Origin of the sequence: Enterobacter sp. JBIWA005 (genome assembly GCF_019968805.1) — a bacterium.
Taxonomy (GTDB): domain Bacteria; phylum Pseudomonadota; class Gammaproteobacteria; order Enterobacterales; family Enterobacteriaceae; genus Enterobacter; species Enterobacter vonholyi.
Genome location: NZ_CP074159.1, coordinates 354,748 through 376,857 on the forward strand (window position 1 = coordinate 354,748; position 22,110 = coordinate 376,857).

The 22,110-nt window shown below is 55.5% G+C and carries 16 protein-coding genes, 3 tRNA genes and 3 rRNA genes; 8 read left to right on the plus strand and 14 right to left on the minus strand.

What is annotated here, in order from left to right:
• Window positions 1-4: 4 nt before the first annotated feature.
• The 11 genes from phnK to KGP22_RS01680 form a co-directional block, all read right to left on the minus strand.
• Window positions 5-760: a phosphonate C-P lyase system protein PhnK gene (gene phnK, locus KGP22_RS01630; RefSeq protein ID WP_111964178.1), complete on the minus strand. Its 756-nt coding sequence runs from the start codon at window positions 758-760 to the stop codon at window positions 5-7.
• Window positions 757-1,602 carry an alpha-D-ribose 1-methylphosphonate 5-phosphate C-P-lyase PhnJ gene (locus tag KGP22_RS01635; protein WP_048990321.1) on the minus strand — a complete coding sequence of 282 codons (846 nt, stop codon included), beginning with the start codon at window positions 1,600-1,602 and terminating at the stop codon, window positions 757-759. The genes phnK and KGP22_RS01635 overlap by 4 nt, the downstream gene beginning before the upstream one ends.
• Complete coding sequence (locus KGP22_RS01640; RefSeq protein ID WP_111964177.1) at window positions 1,595-2,659, minus strand: carbon-phosphorus lyase complex subunit PhnI; 1,065 nt, start codon at window positions 2,657-2,659, stop codon at window positions 1,595-1,597. The genes KGP22_RS01635 and KGP22_RS01640 overlap by 8 nt, the downstream gene beginning before the upstream one ends.
• Entirely contained in the window at window positions 2,659-3,243 is a 585-nt protein-coding gene (gene phnH / locus KGP22_RS01645; RefSeq protein WP_111964176.1) for a phosphonate C-P lyase system protein PhnH, read from the minus strand. The genes KGP22_RS01640 and phnH overlap by 1 nt, the downstream gene beginning before the upstream one ends.
• A complete protein-coding gene (gene phnG / locus KGP22_RS01650; RefSeq protein ID WP_111964175.1) occupies window positions 3,240-3,692 on the minus strand; it encodes a phosphonate C-P lyase system protein PhnG in 453 nt (150 codons plus the stop codon). Before phnG ends, phnH begins: the two co-directional genes overlap by 4 nt.
• Window positions 3,693-4,418, minus strand: a complete 726-nt coding sequence (gene phnF / locus KGP22_RS01655) for a phosphonate metabolism transcriptional regulator PhnF (RefSeq protein WP_023326523.1) — start codon at window positions 4,416-4,418, stop codon at window positions 3,693-3,695.
• Between the two features lie 20 nt (window positions 4,419-4,438).
• On the minus strand, window positions 4,439-5,218 hold the full coding sequence (gene phnE, locus KGP22_RS01660) for a phosphonate ABC transporter, permease protein PhnE (protein ID WP_048226491.1): 780 nt from the start codon (window positions 5,216-5,218) through the stop codon (window positions 4,439-4,441).
• Window positions 5,219-5,268: 50 nt separating this feature from the next.
• Complete coding sequence (phnD, locus tag KGP22_RS01665) at window positions 5,269-6,285, minus strand: phosphonate ABC transporter substrate-binding protein (RefSeq protein ID WP_223581014.1); 1,017 nt, start codon at window positions 6,283-6,285, stop codon at window positions 5,269-5,271.
• A 24-nt stretch (window positions 6,286-6,309) separates the two neighbouring features.
• Window positions 6,310-7,098 carry a phosphonate ABC transporter ATP-binding protein gene (gene phnC, locus KGP22_RS01670; protein ID WP_111964173.1) on the minus strand — a complete coding sequence of 263 codons (789 nt, stop codon included), beginning with the start codon at window positions 7,096-7,098 and terminating at the stop codon, window positions 6,310-6,312.
• 173 nt (window positions 7,099-7,271) lie between these two features.
• On the minus strand, window positions 7,272-7,712 hold the full coding sequence (yjdN, locus tag KGP22_RS01675; RefSeq protein WP_111964172.1) for a VOC family metalloprotein YjdN: 441 nt from the start codon (window positions 7,710-7,712) through the stop codon (window positions 7,272-7,274).
• Between the two features lie 80 nt (window positions 7,713-7,792).
• The gene (locus KGP22_RS01680) at window positions 7,793-8,128 is read right to left on the minus strand and encodes a zinc ribbon domain-containing protein YjdM (RefSeq protein ID WP_111964171.1); all 336 of its coding nucleotides are present in this window, start codon (window positions 8,126-8,128) and stop codon (window positions 7,793-7,795) included.
• A 595-nt stretch (window positions 8,129-8,723) separates the two neighbouring features.
• On the opposite strand from KGP22_RS01680, the gene crfC reads away from it, so the two are divergent.
• The gene (gene crfC, locus KGP22_RS01685) at window positions 8,724-11,078 is read left to right on the plus strand and encodes a clamp-binding protein CrfC (protein ID WP_223581016.1); all 2,355 of its coding nucleotides are present in this window, start codon (window positions 8,724-8,726) and stop codon (window positions 11,076-11,078) included.
• A complete protein-coding gene (locus KGP22_RS01690; protein WP_111964169.1) occupies window positions 11,075-11,950 on the plus strand; it encodes a diguanylate cyclase regulator RdcB family protein in 876 nt (291 codons plus the stop codon). Before crfC ends, KGP22_RS01690 begins: the two co-directional genes overlap by 4 nt.
• Before the next feature lie 59 nt (window positions 11,951-12,009).
• Here the strand turns inward: KGP22_RS01690 and kdgT are convergent, their stop codons facing one another.
• Window positions 12,010-13,002 carry a 2-keto-3-deoxygluconate transporter gene (kdgT, locus tag KGP22_RS01695; RefSeq protein WP_149367239.1) on the minus strand — a complete coding sequence of 331 codons (993 nt, stop codon included), beginning with the start codon at window positions 13,000-13,002 and terminating at the stop codon, window positions 12,010-12,012.
• Window positions 13,003-13,651: 649 nt separating this feature from the next.
• Here kdgT and proP point away from each other — a divergent pair.
• Entirely contained in the window at window positions 13,652-15,154 is a 1,503-nt protein-coding gene (proP, locus tag KGP22_RS01700) for a glycine betaine/L-proline transporter ProP (RefSeq protein ID WP_023334221.1), read from the plus strand.
• Between the two features lie 33 nt (window positions 15,155-15,187).
• Here proP and KGP22_RS01705 read toward each other — a convergent pair whose 3' ends face one another.
• Window positions 15,188-16,141: a nickel/cobalt transporter gene (locus KGP22_RS01705; RefSeq protein ID WP_223581018.1), complete on the minus strand. Its 954-nt coding sequence runs from the start codon at window positions 16,139-16,141 to the stop codon at window positions 15,188-15,190.
• A 496-nt stretch (window positions 16,142-16,637) separates the two neighbouring features.
• On the opposite strand from KGP22_RS01705, the gene KGP22_RS01710 reads away from it, so the two are divergent.
• The 5 genes from KGP22_RS01710 (at window position 16,638) to rrf (ending at window position 21,706) form a co-directional block, all read left to right on the plus strand.
• Window positions 16,638-18,177: ribosomal RNA gene (locus KGP22_RS01710) — 16S ribosomal RNA — on the plus strand.
• Window positions 18,178-18,246: 69 nt separating this feature from the next.
• Window positions 18,247-18,323: transfer RNA gene (locus KGP22_RS01715), tRNA-Ile, on the plus strand.
• A gap of 43 nt (window positions 18,324-18,366) precedes the next feature.
• Window positions 18,367-18,442, plus strand: a tRNA-Ala gene (locus KGP22_RS01720).
• A gap of 170 nt (window positions 18,443-18,612) precedes the next feature.
• A 23S ribosomal RNA gene (locus KGP22_RS01725) occupies window positions 18,613-21,518 on the plus strand.
• Between the two features lie 72 nt (window positions 21,519-21,590).
• Window positions 21,591-21,706, plus strand: a 5S ribosomal RNA gene (gene rrf / locus KGP22_RS01730).
• The 16S, 23S and 5S rRNA genes sit together here with 2 tRNA genes alongside, the layout of an rRNA operon.
• Before the next feature lie 234 nt (window positions 21,707-21,940).
• Here rrf and KGP22_RS01735 read toward each other — a convergent pair.
• Window positions 21,941-22,016 (minus strand) — tRNA-Phe (locus KGP22_RS01735).
• Between the last annotated feature and the right edge of the window lie 94 nt (window positions 22,017-22,110).

Here is a 22,110-nt window from a genome sequence, read left to right on the forward strand (position 1 = left end):
CCTCTTAGTTCTGCAACACGGACGACACCAGCAGCTGGGTATAGGGATGGTGGGGATCGTCGAGCACGCGGTCAGTTAACCCACTTTCCACCACCTGACCCTGCTTCATCACCAGCAGACGGTCCGCCAGCAGGCGCGCAACACCTAAATCGTGGGTGACAATCACCACCGCAAGGTTCAGTTCCACCACCAGGCCGCGCAGCAGGTCGAGCAGGCGCGCCTGCACCGAGACGTCCAGCCCGCCGGTGGGTTCATCCATAAACACCAGCTTCGGATGGGTTACCAGGTTGCGGGCGATCTGCAGGCGCTGCTGCATCCCACCGGAGAAGGTCGTCGGCAGGTCGTCGATGCGCGAGGCGGGGATTTCCACCTCTTCAAGCCAGTGCTGGGCGGTGGCGCGGATATTGCCGTAGTGGCGCGCGCCGGTGGCCATCAGGCGTTCGCCAATATTGCCCCCCGCAGAGACCTGACGGCGCAGGCCGTCCATCGGGTGCTGATGCACCACGCCCCACTCGGTGCGCAGCAGGCGGCGGCGCTCGGTCTCGCTCATGCCATAGAGGGAGTGTCCCTGATAGAGTATCTCGCCGTGTTGCGGCGTAAGGCGCGCGGAGATGGACTTCAGCAGGGTGGTTTTGCCGGAGCCGGACTCGCCGACGATCCCCAGCACCTCACCCGGCCACAGCTCGAACGACACGTCGCTAAAGCCTTTGCCCGGCGCATACAGGTGGGTCAGGTTATTAACCGAAAGCAGCGGTTTCATTGGCCGTTCGCCTCGCTCTGTTGGCGGCAAAAATCGGTGTCGGAGCAGACAAACATCCGTTTGCCCGTGTCATCCAGCACCACTTCATCCAGATAGCTGTGTTTGGATCCGCAGATGGCGCACGGCTCGTCCCATTCCTGAACCGTAAACGGGTGATCGTCGAAATCCAGGCTTTCGACACGCGTGTACGGCGGGACGGCGTAGATGCGCTTTTCGCGCCCGGCGCCGAACAGCTGCAGGGCGGGCATCATGTCCATCTTCGGGTTATCGAACTTCGGGATCGGCGACGGGTCCATGACGTAGCGCCCGTTGACCTTCACCGGGTACGCATAGGTGGTGGCGATATGGCCGAAGCGGGCGATATCCTCATACAGCTTCACCTGCATCACGCCGTACTCTTCCAGGGCGTGCATGGTGCGGGTTTCGGTTTCGCGCGGCTCGATAAAGCGCAGCGGCTCCGGAATCGGCACCTGGAAAATCAGAATCTGATCTTCAGCGAGCGGGGTTTCGGGAATGCGGTGGCGGGTCTGGATCAGCGTCGCGTCTTCGGTTTTTTCCGTGGTCGCGACGCCCGTTACCCGCTGAAAGAAGCTGCGGATCGACACGGCGTTGGTGGTGTCGTCGGCGCCCTGGTCGATGACCTTCAGCACGTCCGCCTCGCCGATCACGCTGGCGGTAATCTGAATACCGCCTGTGCCCCAGCCGTAGGGCATCGGCATTTCGCGGCCGCCGAAGGGCACCTGATAGCCCGGAATCGCCACCGCTTTAAGTATCGCTCGGCGGATCATGCGTTTGGTTTGCTCATCCAGATAGGCAAAGTTGTAGCCGCTTAAGTTAGCCATGTTTGCGCTCCCGTTGCAGGCGTTTCAGCAGTTCCAGTTCGGCCTGGAAATCGACGTAGTGCGGCAGCTTGAGGTGCGAGACGAAGCCCGCAGCTTCGACGTTATCCGCGTGGGCCAGCACAAACTCTTCGTCCTGCGCCGGGCCTGCAACGTGCTCGCCGTAGTCGGGTGCCTGCAGGGCGCGATCGACCAGCGCCATGGCCATGGCCTTGCGCTCGCCGAGGCCGAACACCAGCCCGTAGCCGCGGGTAAAGTGCGGGTCTTCATTTTCAGGCGCGACAAAACCGTTCACCATTTCGCATTCGGTCATCAGCAGTTCGCCGACGTTCACAGCAAAACCCAGCTCTTCCGGCACGATTTCAAGGTCGATGTAGCCGCTGCGAATTTCGGCGGCAAACGGGTGGTTGCGCCCGTAGCCGCGCTGGGTGGAGTAGGCTAGCGCCAGCAGATAGCCTTCGTCGCCGCGCATCAGCTGCTGCAGGCGAGACGAGCGCGAGCACGGGTAAACCGGCGGCGTGCGGGTGATGTCATCCGGCTGCGCGCCAGAATCTTCTTCCGCCTTCGCCAGGCCCTGTTTTGCCAGCAGGCTGAAGACGTGCGGAGACGGTTCCTGTTCTGCGTCAGAGGAGCTGAGCGGCGGCATCTCGCCGTTCGCCAGCAGGGTAAAATCGAGCAGGCGATGGGTGTAGTCACAGGTAGGGCCAAGCAGCTGGCCGCCGGGGATGTCTTTATAAACGGCAGAAATGCGGCGCTCCAGGCGCATCTCCGCGGTGTTGACCGGCTCGCTCACCGCCAGTTTGGCAAGCGTAGTGCGGTAAGCGCGCAGCAGGAAGATCGCTTCCACGTTATCGCCGCTGGCCTGCTTCAGGGCCAGCGCCGCCAGCTCGCGGTCGGCGATGCCGCCTTCGGTCATCACCCGGTCGACGGCAAGGTTTAGCTGCTGCTCGATTTGGGCCACGCTCAGCTCAGGGAGCTGTTCATCGCCCCGTCGTCTGTGCGCCTGCAGCGCATGGGCGGCGGCGATAGCCTTCTCGCCCCCTTTGACGGCAACGTACATCAGCACACCTCCACGTGGGTGGTCCGCGGGATGGCCAGCAGGCGCTCGCCGCAGGTCAGGATCAGGTCAATGCCCAGCGGGAACGGGTGCGGGCGCTCGGTCAGCTCGTGAATGATGCACTCCGGCAGCTGCGGCGCAACCATGCGCTCATCGGCGATGCCTGCGCCGGTCAGGCGCAGCATGCGGCCGCCGCTCAGGCTGGAGACCTGCAAAATCAGCGTGGCGCTGGTTTCCGGGGCGACGGCGGAGCCTTCGCTCAGGGCATTCAGCTGTTCATGGCTGATTTGTTCGTCGGCCACGGCAAAGATTGCCTGCTGCGGCTGTTCAACCAGCGGGGCGCCGGTGTGAAAACGCAGGTTCTGGCTGGCGATATCGTTAGACAGGGCGCCCGAAAGCCATACCGGGGTATCGTTGTCGGCCAGGGTCAGCAGCACGCTGGTGGTCGCCAGGTTCAGCGGCAGCCAGCCCTGAGAGAGCTGGTGCAGCGAGACAATCACGCCCGGCTCGCTCATGGCTTTCAGCAGGCGACGAAAACTGTGTTGGGCATCCTGGACGGCCAGGGTAAAAGCGGGTTGAAGCGTCATGCGTTGTCTCCGCGAACGAGCGTAAAGAAGTCGACCCGGCTGGTATTCACTTCGGCCTGACGCGCGGCAATACGTGCGGCGCGGTCGGCCTCCAGCGGGGAAATAAGGGTTTCCATCAGCGTCTGGAAATGCGGTTGTTCCTGTAAAAGCGCGTCGATGACCGCGCAGCGCTCGGCGTGCGCTTTATCACGCCCCAGCACGTAGCCGTAGCCCAGCGTGCCGCTGTGCAGGCGGATCGCTGCGCGGGTGAGGGTGGCATCTCCGGCGAAGAAGCGCTCGCCGGTGCCGCCCATGCGCGCCTGGATCTGAACGAGGCCGATCTCCGGCGCGCGGAGGAGGTCGTACCCGGGGGCCAGGGCAAGGGCGATCATGCGGGCAGAGAGCGCAGCAGGCTGGCTGTGGGCCAGCACGCGCATCCAGCGCTGTCGGGTGGCGGTGTCGAAGTGCATTCAGTGCTCCATGGTGAATTCGATCATGTCGGCGCGGGTCAGGCTGACGGAGTATTCCGTCGCGTCGATCTCGCCGTCACGGTGGTTGAGGGTGCGCACGCAGAGCAGCGGGGCCATATTGGGAATTTCGAGTACTTTGCTCTCTTTCGCCTGCGCGCGGCGGGCGCTGATGCGCGTCTGGGTGCGTTTCAGCGCAATGCCTGTCGCATTCTGGAGAAAATCATGCAGCGATCCGCTGGAGAAATTCTGCAGCACCGGCCAGAGGGTGAGGTCCGCGAAGTAGTGGTCGATCTGGCACACCGCCACGCCGTTGACGCGGCGCAGCGTGCGCAGGTGGATGACGTTGTCGCCCTCCTGAATGCCCAGCGCGTCCGCCACGTGGCTGGAGGCCGGACGCAGCACCGAGAGCAGCTTTTCGCTGGTCGGATGGCTGCCCTGATCCAGCAGGTTCTGGCTAAAGCGCGCCTGGGCGTTCAGCGGGTAGTCGAACGGGCGCATCAGCACCAGCACGCCCACGCCCTGACGGCGCTGCACCCAGCCGCGCTCGACCAGCTGGTCAATGGCGCGACGCAGGGTGTGGCGGTTCACTTCATAGCGGTCAGCAAGCTGCTGCTCGGCAGGGAGGTAGTCCCCGCAGCGGTAGTGCGTGCGCAGCTCCACTTCGAGCTTTGCCGCGATCTCTTGCCATCGGGTGGGGTAACTGGTCGGATGTCTGGATAAGTGCATAGAAAACAAAGCCTCGCTTCTCAGATGAAGTGCTTGCGCAAACGTTGAGAGAGGAAATCCAGCAGGCTGACGGTGACGATGATGAGCACCATCAGGGCGCAGGTTTGCTGGAACTGGAAACCGCGAATCGCTTCCCACAGGGTGACGCCAATCCCGCCTGCGCCGACCATGCCGACCACGGTGGCGGAGCGGACGTTGGACTCAAAGCGGTACAGGGAGTAGGAGATCAGCAGCGGCATCACCTGAGGCAGAACGCCGTAGAGGATCTCTTCGATTTTATTGGCACCCGTGGCGCGGATGCCTTCCACCGGACCGGGTTCAATGGCTTCGACCGCCTCGGAGAGCAGCTTGGAGAGCACGCCGGTGGTGTGGATGAACAGCGCCATGACGCCCGCGAACGGACCCAGGCCGACGGCGACCACGAACAGCATCGCAAAGACCATTTCGTTGATGGCGCGGCAGGCGTCCATCAGGCGGCGCATGGGCTGGTATACCCACCATGGCACGATGTTTTCGGCGCTCATCAGGCCAAACGGAACGGAGAGAATAACGGCCAGCGCGGTGCCCCAGACGGCGATTTGCAGGGTGACCGCCATTTCGCTGAGGTAATCCTGCCACTGGCTGAAGTCCGGCGGGAAGAAGTCGGCGGCGAAGGTCGCCATGTTGCCAGCGTCTTTGAAGAGCAGCAGCGGATCCATTTCCGCGCCCTTCCAGGAGATAACCAGCACCGCCAGCAGGATGGCCCAGCTTATGAGCGAGAACCAGCTGCGCTTTGGCGGCGGGAGGGTGATGGTTTGCATGTTGGCTCCTTAATCTGTTCTCCCTCTCCCTCAAGGGAGAGGGGACAAAGTTACTGCACCGCTTTATTCACGCTGGTCATCGCGCCGAGCGCGGCGGTCAGGCGGTCGAGGTCTTCAAGCTGGGCCTGAATCGCGGCCACTTTGCTGGTCTTTTCCTCGTCCTTCAGTCCCTTGTTGTCCTTGACGCCCTGCATCTCTTTAAACAGCGCCAGCTGGCGAATCGGAACCAGCTGCAGGTCGCTTGACGGGCGGAACGGTGCCCAGCCCAGACGTTCGAGAACCGCTTTCTCTTCCGGCGTTTTGCCATAGGTCATAAAGAAGTCGTACACCTTGTCCTTGGTGCTTTCGGACAGGTTTTTACGCCACACGATCGGGTCGCCCGGGATCAGTGGCGATTTCCAGATAACCTTGATCTCTTTAAGCTTGTCCGGCGCTGAGGTTTTCAGCTTGTCGAGGTTCTCGGTGTTGTTGGTGGCAACGTCCACCTGCTTGTTGGCCACGGCCAGCGCGTTGGTTTCATGGCTGGCGTTTACGGTGCGCTTGAAGTCGCTGGCGGAGGCGTTGTTTTTGGCGAAGACGTAGTAGCCAGGGACAAGGTAGCCGGAGGTAGAGTTCGGGTCGCCGTTGCCGAAGGTCAGCTCTTTGCGTTTGGCGAGCATGTCATTGAGGTTGTTGATCGGGCTGTCTTTGTTGACGATCAGCACGCTCCAGTAGCCAGGAGAGCCATCGGCCGCGACGGTCTGGGCAAAGACCTGGCCGTTCGCGCGGTCCACCGCTTCCATGGCGGAGAGGTTGCCGTACCAGGCGATGTCCACTTTATTAAAGCGCATCCCCTGGATGATGCCCGCATAGTCCGGGGCGAAGAAGGCGTTCACTTTGATCCCCAGCTTGGTTTCCATATCTTTCAGGAACGGTTCCCACTGAGGCTTCAGGTTCTGCTGTGATTCCGTCGAAATAATGTCGAAGTTCAGCGATTTTTCCTGCTCTTCCGCATACGCTGGGCTTAACAGGGTGCTGATGCTGAACATGCTGGTAAAGGCCAGCGCGGCAACGGCTTTGTAGCTCATGTACTTTCCTCGGATCGGGTTTAATTAAGCAGCCTGCGCGTTCTCTTCGACGCGGTTAATGCTGCGGTAGAGATGGTCAAAACGTTCGTTATCGAACTGATGGCTCGCGCCATCAAAGAACACGTGCCCCTGACGCAGGGCGACGATGCGCTCGCAGTAGCGCAGGGCGTAATCAACCTGATGCAGCGTGACCACTACGGTGATGCCGTCGTTCTGGTTAATGTCGCGCAGGGTCTCCATCACGATGCGGGCGGACTCCGGGTCCAGCGAGGCGATGGGTTCGTCAGCAAGAATGATTTGCGCTTTCTGCATCAGCGCGCGCGCAATCGCCACGCGCTGCTGTTGCCCGCCGGACAGGGTAGAGACGCGCTGGTGGGCGAAGTGCGCCATGCCGACTCGGGTCAGCGCCTGCAAGGCTTCCTGCTTCTGGGAAGGGGAGAACCAGCGCAGACAGGTGCGCCAGAACGGGGTGCTGCCGAGCGCGCCAATCAGCACGTTCTCCAGTACAGTCAGGCGGTTTACCAGGTTGAACTGCTGGAAGATGTAGCCCGTCTGGGCGCGGCTCTTGCGGATATCGCTCGCCAGACGCCCGGCGCGCTGGACGGTATTACCCAGCAGCTCGACGTGGCTTTCCGGCGTTTTATCGCCGGTGATAAGCCCGCTCAAATGGCGCAGAAGGGTAGATTTACCCGAGCCAGAAGGCCCGAGAAGCGCCACCATGTTGCCCTGCCGGACGGTCAGATCAACGGCATGCAGAGCCTTGTTGTGATTAAAGGTCTTGCTCAGTTTCTCGACGCGGATGACGGTTTGCATGTGCTGGGCCTCACGATAAATGTGGCCTCATGCTGGCGCATCAATGTGACATTTGGGTTAAGTGCAGGTTGCGGGAGTTTGAAGAGTTGAAGTGAAAGCGATGACAGTTACTGTAGGCCCGGTAAGCGCAGCGCCACCGGGCGCTTTTGCTGGCTGCGCTGCGCGTGTCCTGCCTACGACGTTTGTTGCTTAACGACGTTAATCATCCACGGCACGCCGTACTTATCGGTGACTCTACCAAAACCATGTGCCCAGAAGGTTTCCTGCCAGGCCATGTCGATATTCCCGCCCGCGGCGAGGTTGTCGAACCAGCGTTTGCCTTCATGGACGTCCTGGGTGTCGAGAACCAGGGTAAAGCCCGCGTACTGCGCGTTGCTGCCGGGCGGCATCCCGTCGCTCATCATGATATCGCTGCCCGCAATGCGGACGTTGGAGTGGGCGATAGCCGAATCCGGAAATTGCATACCGGACGGACAGCCTTCATCGCTGTTATCGCTTTTTGGCATTTCGCCGAAGGTGATTTTATAGAGAAGTTCTGCGCCGACGGCTTGCTGGTAAAAGGCGGTGGCCTCAGCGCAGTTGCCGGCAAAAGAGATGTAGGGACTTAACGGCATAATCTTTACCTCACGTAAGATAAGCCCGTTAAGTGTAGTGCCCGAAAGCCCGGTAAGCGAAGCGCCACCGGGCGGGTAAATCAGTTCTTTTTCACAAACTCTGATTTCAGCTTCATCGGACCGAAGCCGTCAATTTTGCAGTCGATATTATGATCGCCTTCAACCAGACGGATATTCTTCACTTTGGTGCCGATCTTCAGCATGGAAGAGCTGCCTTTCACTTTCAGATCTTTAATCACGGTTACGCTGTCGCCGTCCGCCAGCAGATTGCCGTTCGCATCTTTGACGACAAGTGCATCAGCATCGTTTGATGGTTCGGCATCATTCCATTCATGAGCGCATTCCGGGCAGATGAACATGCCATTATCTTCATAGGTGTATTCAGAATTGCATTTTGGGCAGTGTGGGAGTGACATATCGGTATCCTCAAAAAGTGTAAACGCGCTGGAAAGTGCCAGCTAAATGACGGCAGCGTGCCGAAAAAGGCGGCAAGTATAGCGCAAATCCACACGTTTGTCGGTGACATTGTGAATTAAAAAAATGCAAAAAACGTATTGGGAGTGACACTTCCTGTCAGTCAGTTAAGCGATGCTGACCTCATTAACACGGTGGGAAGAAATGACGCTAAATATATCGAATATTTTATTGCGGCAAATTGCTACGTTCCTTCATTTCGGATAAGGTGAAGCGACACATTGTTATTTATCTCTGGACTTCGCTGCTCTACATATCTTATGGCAGTGGGGTATTACCTCTCTTTTTAGGGGGGAAATAATGATGATATATCCTGAAGTTTCTTAAAAATGGGCTACGCTTTTTTTCTTTTGGCTGTCAGGCCAGGAGGGAAGCTATACACGCCATGCAAGGATAGTGAATTATTTCTGATTATCATCAATCAGTTATATTTCGGCGAACATGTTTTCCACACGTAATCATATAAGCCTGAACAACATAATTAATACCAGTGGCTTAATAAAAGTAATAAATTTGCGTTAAGGAAAGGCTTTTATCATGCACACACAGACCATTTTTGAATTAAGCCAGGAAGCTGAGCGTTTGCTACAGCTTGCCCTGCAAAACCTTGATACGTTGAAATCAATGCCGACTGCGATGCTGGAGAGCACTGCGGCTGCTATTACGGGTGAAAAGAACAACGTTTTACCTTTGCATTTTAGCGCGCGCGGCGTCGAAGCGCAGCAGGCGATGCTGAATAATGAATTACGAAAAATAACCCGGCTGGAAATGGTCCTGGCTATTGTGGGCACCATGAAGGCGGGGAAATCAACCACCATTAATGCGATTGTGGGGACCGAAGTGTTGCCGAATCGCAATCGTCCGATGACGGCACTTCCTACCCTGATTCGCCACACGCCGGGTCAGAAGGAGCCGGTGCTGCATTTCTCGCATGCCTCGCCCATTGATGAATTGATCCAACTGCTCCAGAAAAAGCTATGCGATTACGACCGCGGGAAGCTGGCTCAGCGTCTGGAAATTGATAAAGACATGAATACGCTGCTGGAGCGCATTGAAAAAGGGGAAGCGTTTGAGAAGCATCACCTGGGCGCGCAGCCGATATTTCACTGTCTGAAAAGTCTCAACGACCTGGTGAGGCTTTCCCAGGCATTAGGTGTAGAGTTTCCGTTCTCTGAGTATGCGGCTATCGAACATATCCCGGTAATTGAAGTGGAGTTCGTGCATCTTGCGGGTCTGGATGCTCACCTCGGACAGCTGACGCTGCTCGATACGCCCGGGCCGAATGAGGCCGGACAGCCGCACCTGCAAAAAATGCTCAGCGAGCAATTGTCCCGCGCGTCGGCGGTGCTGGCCGTGATGGATTATACCCAGCTTAAATCCATTTCTGATGAAGAAGTCCGCCAGGCCATTTCCGCAGCGGGAAAATCAGTGCCGCTGTATGCGCTGGTCAATAAATTCGATCAGAAAGATCGCAATAGCGACGATGAAGAGCAGATCCGGGCGATGATCTCCGGCACCTTAATGAAAGGCAATATTTCGCCTGGCCAGATCTACCCCGTTTCGTCCATGTGGGCCTATCTGGCGAACCGCGCTCGCTACGAGATGAGTACCCACGGACAACTGCCGGATCATCAGGAGCAACCCTGGGTGCAGGATTTTGCTGAAGCTGCGCTTGGACGTCGCTGGCGTACGGCGGACCTGGACGATATCGACCATATTCGTCATTCTGCCGATTTGCTCTGGGAAGATTCGCTATTCGAACAACCGATACGCAAACTGATTTACGCCGCCTATGCCAATGCTTCACTTTACGCGCTGCGTTCTGCTTCGCATAAACTGCTCAACTATGCACAAAATGCCCGGGAGTACCTCGACTTCCGCTATCAGGGGCTGACGGTTGCCTTTGAGGCGCTGGAACTGAACATCGCACGTCTGGAAGAGGACATGGCGCTTCTGCAGACGCGTCAGAGCGTGGTGAGCGATGAGGTGAAACATGAGGTTGAAGAGGCGCTGAACGCCACTGCGGACTTTATGGGTGCCCAAAAAACTGCGCTTCACCAGGCGATTGGTGAGGTGTTCAGCGCTCAGCATATTCTTGATTTGGCAGGTATCGATCGGCAGAACCTTCGCGGTGACGAGGCGCACGAGCTGAAACAGCTGGTTCTGGAAGATGAAGGGCAGGCGCAGATCGCGCTGAGTAAAATCCGCTCCTCCTGCGAGCTGGTGATGCTCGATGCACAGACGAAGATTTGCCGGGAGCTGGCGTTACGCTTCGACCAGCTTGAATCTACGCTGGCGCGTTCCCTGAACGAAGCCATGCGCCCCATCGAAACGCGTATTAAAGAGCATCTGAGCCATGCGGGGTTTCGGGCGCGGATCAGTTTCCCCGCGTTTCAGGCAAGCCAGCTTAACTTCAATACGCGAGCGCTGTTCAACGATGCGATTGCACAGGACGACAGCCAGGCCGCCCCTCCCTCCGGCGGGAGCAGCATGCGTGAAACGGTCTCTCGTTGGCTCAATAATCCGGGCTGGGGCTGGGATGAGTATGTGGAAACGCGCACGCGCTATGTTATCGACATTGCGCAGCTACATGACAAATTTAAGCAACATATTGATCAGTTTTGTGAACAAATACGTAAAGCTTTGTCCGCGCAGGTCGATGTCTCTGTTACGGCAGGAATGGCAACGTTCTTTGCAGAATTTTCGTTGTGCCTGACCGGGTTACAGGAAAGCTTGCGTGATAGCCTCGCAGTGCGTCAACAGAATGAGCATTCAACCCGAGCGCTCTGCCAGTTGTTGAAGCAAAGTATTACTACTGCGACGTGGATACAGGAAGATACCCGACTGTTACGCGATGATATTCAAACTCTATTCGCGGCAGAGCAACCATGACAACACCACTACTGGATGGCCCCGGGCGAACGCTGGAGTGTATTAATCCAAAATTTATGGTCGATCTGGTTCAGGGAGTGGACGCGGCGCGTCATCCTCACCTGGGACCTCAACAGCTTCAGTTTCGTGAGCGTTTGACTCAGGAAATCATGACGCATACCCGGCTACGCCCCTGGGCGATGGCGGGTATGCTCAATGAAAATGCGGCGCTGCGCCTGGGGCTGGCGGAAAAACTGGCCGGCATGCTTGACCCGGGTCATCTCGCGCTGACGCTGATGGCAGAGAAACTGATTGCTTTGCGCCAGCAGACGCACCCGCGCGCCCAGCAGTCCCCCGGATTGATGCAGCAGTACGCTGAACTCTCTTCTCATTTTACCCAACGCGCCGCCTGGAAAGAGAAGGCGCTAACCCAGCGCGGGCTTACGGTGCAGGCGGGCGAGCACAGCGAGCAGATTTTTACCCGCTGGCGGGCCGGACATTATGATGGCTGGTCGCTGGCAGGGCGCTGTTTTATCGTCCTGGAAGAGCTGCGCTGGGGGGCATTTGGTGACGCATGCCGCCTCGCGAATGAAGATGTGGCGGCAATGCTTAAGGATAACCTGCGCAGCATGGCGGCTAACTATCTGGCGCAGGGTATCAATGCGTCACCCACGACCCGCCATTTCTATCACCAGTGGCTTACAACGCCGGCCTCTCCGGGCTTAATCGATCATAAAGATATGCTGGGCTGGCTGGGGGACTGGTGTCAGGCGGATCAACATCCGGTGAGCTGGTCAGTGACGCAAAACTGGCAGACCGTCGCGCTGGGCATGCCGCGGCTCTGTTCGGCAAAACGGCTGGTGGACGGGATGGTGGAAGAAATTTTTGGATGAATCCCTTATCACCCCCGCTCCTCTCCCCGAGGGGAGAGGGGATGATCTGATGCGGTGTGTTAATGATTCGCTTCTATTGGTTTCGGTTCAGGCTGGGTCTCATGCATATTCCCGTAGCGCTTCGCATATAGCGCCGTGATGATGGGCACCAGAATCGCGGTGACAATCACGCTCGCGGCAACCAGTGCAGTCGCTGAAGCAGCGACCGGTTCGAAGGCCGGGTTAATCTGAGCAATAATCACCGGGTTTGCGACAGCAGCACCTGCGGCTGAAGAGGCGGCGACGCCCGCCGTGCCGTTTCCTCCTCCGATTACGCGGTCAGCAATAATCAGCGGAATGCCGGTGATGACGATCACGGCGACACCCAGCACAATGCCCAGCAGGCCGGTATCGAGAATGACCTTCAGGTTGATGGTGTTCCCCAGTGCGAAACCGAAGAAAGGGATCAGCACCGGCGTGGCTTTGCTGAAGAAATCACGCAGATCGCGATCGAGATTGCCAAGGGCGAAACCGACCAGGAAGGGCAAGATCGCGCCGACAAAGTGGTGGGGTTCAAACGAGGCCAGGCCAGCAGACCCCAGGATCAGCATCGTCATCAGCGGGCCAGATTCCAGAGACATCAACACAAATGCGCCGGACTCTTCTTTCGTTCCGTACTGGTTCATCAGGCTGGCGTATAATCCGCCGTTGGTCATGTCCATCGCCGAGACAATCGCCAGGACCGATAAACCCGCGAAAAACCCGGTCTGAATTCCATTCTCCGGAATGAACATTGCGCATATCATTGCCGCCGCCCAGGCTACCGCTATTTTGGTTATCACCAGCGTTCCGGATTTCCGTAATACGGTACCCGTTGCCCGCAAATTAATGGACGCGCCGATACAAAAAAACCAGACGGCAAGAATCGGAACCGTGCCCGTTATCATGCCTTTAGTGAAACCGCCAAAATAAGCTCCGGTATTGGGAGCAAGGGTATTCAGGATCGCGCCCAGCACCAGCGGAACCAGCATCATACCGCCAGGAATGCGTTCTATCGTGGCTTTAATCTTCATAGACAAACCTCACATCGGATCCCGCAGCATGGGGGATAGGTGTTAAAAATTAGTCAATAAATTCAATTGATTGCTCTTATTGCGTGCCGTCTTTTTTCGATGACCCAGCAACATAATTAAATGTGTGCTCGCGATTAGCCTCTTTTGAAAACACATAAAACGTTGTATTCGGATTTATCATGCGATCATTGGAATATTGATTCAATGAAAATAAAACATCGTTTTAGTTATCTTTGTCACATATTCAATGTAAAGCTTGAGGCCGGATCCTGTTGATGAAAATTTATGTAAAGGTGATGTGAATTAACGTGGTTTGTTTTTCTGTTACGAAAGAAATAAAAACGCGCGTGAGGATGTTCTTTTGGGGAGGGTAAGGAAGTGCTTATTGGCATTCCTTGACAAAAATTGGACTGAGTTGACCAGACGCAAAAATATATGTGAAGTTGATCACAAATATAAACGCTGGTAGGGTAAAAAGGTCATTAACTGCCCAGGCAGGCGTCAACAGGTTCGGTTGTATCGATGTAAAACGTCAATGTAAGTAAACCTGCTACGCTTGAATAAGGCGATTCGCATGGAGCGGATCCCATGGTTCACAGAACGCATACTGGACTGTGAAACAGACAGGGCCGAGTCAACGAGGATAGCTATGCTGAGAAGGAAAAAGATTAAACCCATCACGCTTCGCGACGTCACCATTATTGATGACGCAAAGCTGCGTAAAGCGATTACCGCAGCCTCGCTCGGTAATGCGATGGAATGGTTCGATTTTGGTGTCTACGGTTTTGTGGCCTATGCTTTAGGTAAAGTGTTTTTCCCCGGGGCCGATCCCAGCCTGCAGATGATTGCCGCACTGGGTACGTTCTCCGTTCCCTTCCTGATTCGCCCGCTGGGTGGTCTGTTCTTCGGTATGCTCGGCGATAAATATGGTCGCCAGAAGATCCTTGCTATCACCATCGTTATTATGTCGATCAGTACATTCTGTATCGGCCTTATACCCTCTTACGCCACCATCGGCATTTGGGCACCCATTCTCCTGCTGATTTGTAAGATGGCCCAGGGCTTCTCCGTAGGCGGTGAATATACCGGAGCCTCGATCTTCGTTGCCGAGTATTCCCCGGACCGTAAGCGCGGTTTTATGGGAAGCTGGCTGGACTTCGGCTCGATTGCCGGGTTTGTCCTGGGGGCGGGCGTCGTGGTGCTGATTTCAACCGTGGTGGGTGAAGATAACTTCCTCGACTGGGGCTGGCGTATTCCGTTCTTCCTGGCATTGCCGCTGGGGATTATTGGCCTCTACCTGCGTCATGCGCTGGAAGAGACGCCTGCCTTCCAGCAGCACGTCGATAAACTGGAGCAGGGTGACCGCGAAGGGCTGCAGGATGGTCCTAAGGTATCGTTCAAAGAGATTGCCACTAAGCACTGGCGCAGCCTGCTGACCTGTATTGGTCTGGTGATTTCGACCAACGTGACCTACTACATGCTGTTGACCTACATGCCGAGCTATCTGTCGCATAACCTGCACTATTCGGAAGATCACGGTGTGCTGATTATTATCGCCATCATGGTGGGTATGCTGTTTGTGCAGCCGATTATGGGTCTGTTGAGTGACCGTTTTGGTCGTCGACCGTTCATTATTCTGGGAAGCGTTGCGCTGTTTGCTCTGGCAATCCCGGCATTTATTCTTATTAACAGTGATGTGCTGGGGCTGATTTTTGCCGGTCTGCTGATGCTGGCGGTGATCCTTAACTGCTTTATCGGGGTGATGGCCTCAACGCTGCCCGCAATGTTCCCGACCCACATTCGCTACAGCGCGCTGGCCGCAGCCTTTAACATCTCGGTGCTGATTGCCGGTCTGACCCCAACGCTTGCCGCCTCGCTGGTGGAGAGCACACAGAACCTGATGATGCCTGCTTATTACCTGATGGTGATCGCGGTGATTGGTTTGATTACCGGTATTACCATGAAGGAGACGGCAAATCGTCCTCTGAAAGGCGCAACGCCTGCGGCATCGGATATCCAGGAAGCGAAAGAGATCCTGCGTGAGCACTACGATAATGTAGAGCAGAAGATTGAGGATATTGACGCCGAGATTGAAGAGCTGCAGAAAAAACGCTCCCGACTGGTGGATCAGCATCCACGCATCAACGAGTAATAAATAAACCCGCCAACGGCGGGTTTTCTTTTATTAGCATCCGGCAGCGATGTAGTCGCCATTGGCACTGATGGGGATCACCGTCAGGAACAGCACTGTCGCGAATAGGATCAGGACTATCCCTCCGGCTATTTTGACTGCCGGTACCAGCCATCTTAATGAGGCGCTTTCTCCGAACCAGGTCACCGTGCGTTCGCGGGCGTACCTTACAGCAAGGGACAGCCCCACAATAGAGAGGGCGGTTCCCAGAGACATGGTCATGACTGCGGCCACCCCCCAGGTGACAATGCCCAGCGCGTTCGAAAACATCAGAATCATGATCGCCCCGCTGCACGGGCGTGCGCCAATCGCCAGAATCACGCCCAGACGGGTTTTCCAGTCGCCCTGCGTCAGGTCTGTACCTACGCCGTGATGGCCGCAGCCACAGTGTTCGTCGTGCTGATGAAGTGGCTTAATGGCAGAGACAGACATTCTGCGCGGACGCAGACTTTTCAGCGCCTGGTAAATGACAAATGCGCCGAATGCGCCAATAAGCACTGCGCTGATCTTCTCCACATACCAGCGGCTGGTACTAATATCCCCTGAGGCGAGGTTAAATCCTACCGCCAGAATAAAGACAAACAGAATGGCGCTGACGCCCTGCATCAGGCTACCCAAGAAGGGGACGACCCGGGCGGCCAGCTCGCTTTCCTTATTGGTGGTCAGATAGGTCGTCACGATGAACTTTCCGTGCCCGGGTCCGATGGCGTGAAGGACACCATAAAGGAAAGCCCCCGTTAACAGCCATAATCCGCCGCTGTACTGGTGGTTATTAAGCTGCAGCAGATACATCACCAGATAGCGGTGCAGCGTAATTTGCGTGGCGAGACACCACTGGATAAAGGCGTTCCAGTGCGCATGCAGGGTAAAACCCGCAAAGAGAAGTGCCAGCAGCATCACCCCTGCTGTAGGGAGACGCCAGTCGCGGGTGAGGCGTTGTATGGTCATGAGGGTGGGCCTGAACAGAGGAGAATATTTGCCGCTAGTATAGTTGATCTTCTCGCTCAATTCGTGGGATCGCGTCGGGAACCGTGCATGATTGTGGATAACTTTGTGCATAAAAGGGTATAAGGCGGGGTTTTGCTGGGGAATGCAGCAGTCAGTCATTTTTTTGCAACTTTTCGGTTGCGGTCGTTCGGGAACTCCCTATAATGCGCCTCCATCGACACGGCGGATGTGAATCACTTCACAAACAGCCCGGTCGGTTGAAGAGAAAAAATTCTGAAATAACGGGTTGACTCTGAAAGAGGAAAGCGTAATATACGCCACCTCGCAACGGTGAGCGAAAGCCGCGTTGCACTGCTCTTTAACAATTTATCAGACAATCTGTGTGGGCACTCAAAGTGACATGGATTCTTAACGTCGCAAGACGAAAAATGAATACCAAGTCTCTGAGTGAACATGCGTAATTCATTACGAAGTTTAATTCACGAGCATCAAACTTAAATTGAAGAGTTTGATCATGGCTCAGATTGAACGCTGGCGGCAGGCCTAACACATGCAAGTCGAGCGGTAACACAGGGAGCTTGCTCCCGGGTGACGAGCGGCGGACGGGTGAGTAATGTCTGGGAAACTGCCTGATGGAGGGGGATAACTACTGGAAACGGTAGCTAATACCGCATAACGTCGCAAGACCAAAGAGGGGGACCTTCGGGCCTCTTGCCATCAGATGTGCCCAGATGGGATTAGCTAGTAGGTGGGGTAACGGCTCACCTAGGCGACGATCCCTAGCTGGTCTGAGAGGATGACCAGCCACACTGGAACTGAGACACGGTCCAGACTCCTACGGGAGGCAGCAGTGGGGAATATTGCACAATGGGCGCAAGCCTGATGCAGCCATGCCGCGTGTATGAAGAAGGCCTTCGGGTTGTAAAGTACTTTCAGCGGGGAGGAAGGCGTTGTGGTTAATAACCACAGCGATTGACGTTACCCGCAGAAGAAGCACCGGCTAACTCCGTGCCAGCAGCCGCGGTAATACGGAGGGTGCAAGCGTTAATCGGAATTACTGGGCGTAAAGCGCACGCAGGCGGTCTGTCAAGTCGGATGTGAAATCCCCGGGCTCAACCTGGGAACTGCATTCGAAACTGGCAGGCTAGAGTCTTGTAGAGGGGGGTAGAATTCCAGGTGTAGCGGTGAAATGCGTAGAGATCTGGAGGAATACCGGTGGCGAAGGCGGCCCCCTGGACAAAGACTGACGCTCAGGTGCGAAAGCGTGGGGAGCAAACAGGATTAGATACCCTGGTAGTCCACGCCGTAAACGATGTCGACTTGGAGGTTGTGCCCTTGAGGCGTGGCTTCCGGAGCTAACGCGTTAAGTCGACCGCCTGGGGAGTACGGCCGCAAGGTTAAAACTCAAATGAATTGACGGGGGCCCGCACAAGCGGTGGAGCATGTGGTTTAATTCGATGCAACGCGAAGAACCTTACCTACTCTTGACATCCAGAGAACTTTCCAGAGATGGATTGGTGCCTTCGGGAACTCTGAGACAGGTGCTGCATGGCTGTCGTCAGCTCGTGTTGTGAAATGTTGGGTTAAGTCCCGCAACGAGCGCAACCCTTATCCTTTGTTGCCAGCGGTTAGGCCGGGAACTCAAAGGAGACTGCCAGTGATAAACTGGAGGAAGGTGGGGATGACGTCAAGTCATCATGGCCCTTACGAGTAGGGCTACACACGTGCTACAATGGCGCATACAAAGAGAAGCGACCTCGCGAGAGCAAGCGGACCTCATAAAGTGCGTCGTAGTCCGGATTGGAGTCTGCAACTCGACTCCATGAAGTCGGAATCGCTAGTAATCGTAGATCAGAATGCTACGGTGAATACGTTCCCGGGCCTTGTACACACCGCCCGTCACACCATGGGAGTGGGTTGCAAAAGAAGTAGGTAGCTTAACCTTCGGGAGGGCGCTTACCACTTTGTGATTCATGACTGGGGTGAAGTCGTAACAAGGTAACCGTAGGGGAACCTGCGGTTGGATCACCTCCTTACCTTAAAGAACCTGCCTTTGCAGTGCTCACACAGATTGTCTGATGAAAAACAGCAGTAAAAATCTCTGCAGGCTTGTAGCTCAGGTGGTTAGAGCGCACCCCTGATAAGGGTGAGGTCGGTGGTTCAAGTCCACTCAGGCCTACCAAACTCCTTTTAAAGGATGAGCGGTACAGAGATTGCAAAACGATGGGGCTATAGCTCAGCTGGGAGAGCGCCTGCTTTGCACGCAGGAGGTCTGCGGTTCGATCCCGCATAGCTCCACCATCTTTTACTGCAAACACAAGAAAACTTCAGAGTGAACCTGAAAAGGTGCACTGCGAAGTTTTGCTCTTTAAAAATCTGGATCAAGCTGAAAATTGAAACGACACATCTTAATGGTGTGTTCGAGTCTCTCAAATTTTCGCAATCAGAAGTGAAACATCTTCGGGTTGTGAGGTTAAGCGACTAAGCGTACACGGTGGATGCCCTGGCAGTCAGAGGCGATGAAGGACGTGCTAATCTGCGAAAAGCGCCGGCGAGGTGATATGAACCTTTGACCCGGCGATGTCCGAATGGGGAAACCCAGTGCAATTCGTTGCACTATCGTTAACTGAATACATAGGTTAACGAGGCGAACCGGGGGAACTGAAACATCTAAGTACCCCGAGGAAAAGAAATCAACCGAGATTCCCCCAGTAGCGGCGAGCGAACGGGGAGCAGCCCAGAGTCTGAATCAGCTTGTGTGTTAGTGGAAGCGTCTGGAAAGTCGCACGGTACAGGGTGACAGTCCCGTACACGAAAGCACACAGGCTGTGAACTCGAAGAGTAGGGCGGGACACGTGGTATCCTGTCTGAATATGGGGGGACCATCCTCCAAGGCTAAATACTCCTGACTGACCGATAGTGAACCAGTACCGTGAGGGAAAGGCGAAAAGAACCCCGGCGAGGGGAGTGAAAAAGAACCTGAAACCGTGTACGTACAAGCAGTGGGAGCACCTTCGTGGTGTGACTGCGTACCTTTTGTATAATGGGTCAGCGACTTATATTCTGTAGCAAGGTTAACCGTATAGGGGAGCCGAAGGGAAACCGAGTCTTAACTGGGCGTTAAGTTGCAGGGTATAGACCCGAAACCCGGTGATCTAGCCATGGGCAGGTTGAAGGTTGGGTAACACTAACTGGAGGACCGAACCGACTAATGTTGAAAAATTAGCGGATGACTTGTGGCTGGGGGTGAAAGGCCAATCAAACCGGGAGATAGCTGGTTCTCCCCGAAAGCTATTTAGGTAGCGCCTCGTGAACTCATCTTCGGGGGTAGAGCACTGTTTCGGCTAGGGGGCCATCCCGGCTTACCAACCCGATGCAAACTACGAATACCGAAGAATGTTATCACGGGAGACACACGGCGGGTGCTAACGTCCGTCGTGAAGAGGGAAACAACCCAGACCGCCAGCTAAGGTCCCAAAGTCATGGTTAAGTGGGAAACGATGTGGGAAGGCACAGACAGCCAGGATGTTGGCTTAGAAGCAGCCATCATTTAAAGAAAGCGTAATAGCTCACTGGTCGAGTCGGCCTGCGCGGAAGATGTAACGGGGCTAAACCATGCACCGAAGCTGCGGCAGCGACGCTTATGCGTTGTTGGGTAGGGGAGCGTTCTGTAAGCCGTTGAAGGTGTGCTGTGAGGCATGCTGGAGGTATCAGAAGTGCGAATGCTGACATAAGTAACGATAAAGCGGGTGAAAAGCCCGCTCGCCGGAAGACCAAGGGTTCCTGTCCAACGTTAATCGGGGCAGGGTGAGTCGACCCCTAAGGCGAGGCCGAAAGGCGTAGTCGATGGGAAACAGGTTAATATTCCTGTACTTGGTGTTACTGCGAAGGGGGGACGGAGAAGGCTATGTTAGCCGGGCGACGGTTGTCCCGGTTTAAGCATGTAGGCGGAACGATTAGGTAAATCCGGTCGTTTTTTAACGCTGAGGTGTGATGACGAGGCACTACGGTGCTGAAGTAACAAATGCCCTGCTTCCAGGAAAAGCCTCTAAGCATCAGGTAACATCAAATCGTACCCCAAACCGACACAGGTGGTCAGGTAGAGAATACCAAGGCGCTTGAGAGAACTCGGGTGAAGGAACTAGGCAAAATGGTGCCGTAACTTCGGGAGAAGGCACGCTGATATGTAGGTGAAGCCCCTGCGGGTGGAGCTGAAATCAGTCGAAGATACCAGCTGGCTGCAACTGTTTATTAAAAACACAGCACTGTGCAAACACGAAAGTGGACGTATACGGTGTGACGCCTGCCCGGTGCCGGAAGGTTAATTGATGGGGTTAGCGGTAACGCGAAGCTCTTGATCGAAGCCCCGGTAAACGGCGGCCGTAACTATAACGGTCCTAAGGTAGCGAAATTCCTTGTCGGGTAAGTTCCGACCTGCACGAATGGCGTAATGATGGCCAGGCTGTCTCCACCCGAGACTCAGTGAAATTGAACTCGCTGTGAAGATGCAGTGTACCCGCGGCAAGACGGAAAGACCCCGTGAACCTTTACTATAGCTTGACACTGAACACTGGTCCTTGATGTGTAGGATAGGTGGGAGGCTTTGAAGCGTGGACGCCAGTCTGCGTGGAGCCGTCCTTGAAATACCACCCTTTAATGGCTGGTGTTCTAACGTAGACCCGTGATCCGGGTTGCGGACAGTGTCTGGTGGGTAGTTTGACTGGGGCGGTCTCCTCCCAAAGAGTAACGGAGGAGCACGAAGGTTAGCTAATCCTGGTCGGACATCAGGAGGTTAGTGCAATGGCATAAGCTAGCTTGACTGCGAGAGTGACGGCTCGAGCAGGTGCGAAAGCAGGTCATAGTGATCCGGTGGTTCTGAATGGAAGGGCCATCGCTCAACGGATAAAAGGTACTCCGGGGATAACAGGCTGATACCGCCCAAGAGTTCATATCGACGGCGGTGTTTGGCACCTCGATGTCGGCTCATCACATCCTGGGGCTGAAGTAGGTCCCAAGGGTATGGCTGTTCGCCATTTAAAGTGGTACGCGAGCTGGGTTTAGAACGTCGTGAGACAGTTCGGTCCCTATCTGCCGTGGGCGCTGGAGAATTGAGGGGGGCTGCTCCTAGTACGAGAGGACCGGAGTGGACGCATCACTGGTGTTCGGGTTGTCATGCCAATGGCACTGCCCGGTAGCTAAATGCGGAAAAGATAAGTGCTGAAAGCATCTAAGCACGAAACTTGCCCCGAGATGAGTTCTCCCTGACCCTTTAAGGGTCCTGAAGGAACGTTGAAGACGACGACGTTGATAGGTCGGGTGTGTAAGCGCAGCGATGCGTTGAGCTAACCGATACTAATGAACCGTGAGGCTTAACCTTACAACGCCGAAGATGTTTTGGCGAAGAGACAAAACAATCAATTTCAGCCTGATACAGATTTAACAGAATTTGCCTGGCGGCTTTAGCGCGGTGGTCCCACCTGACCCCATGCCGAACTCAGAAGTGAAACGCCGTAGCGCCGATGGTAGTGTGGGGTCTCCCCATGTTAGAGTAGGGAACTGCCAGGCATCAAACATAAGAACCCCGTACCGAAAGGTGCGGGGTTTTTTGCTTTGTGCTCAGAAAAAACCGGTGTCGCTGCACTTGCCGGATCTACGGGTTTAGTAGGCCCGATAAGGTAAAGCTGCAAATTGGCAATACAGACCGCACGATCCCACGACAAAGAGAAACAAGAATACAAAGAAGAGATTTATAAACGCAGAAAAGCAAAAACCCAGCCATAGGCTGGGTTCTTTAAATAGTGGTGCCCGGACTCGGAATCGAACCAAGGACACGGGGATTTTCAATCCCCTGCTCTACCGACTGAGCTATCCGGGCAACGGAGCGCATTAAACCGCAATCACGCTCTATCGTCAACATTATTTCGGGAAAAGCTGTTCAACTGCTTAAGTTTACGGCAATCTGTCCGCTT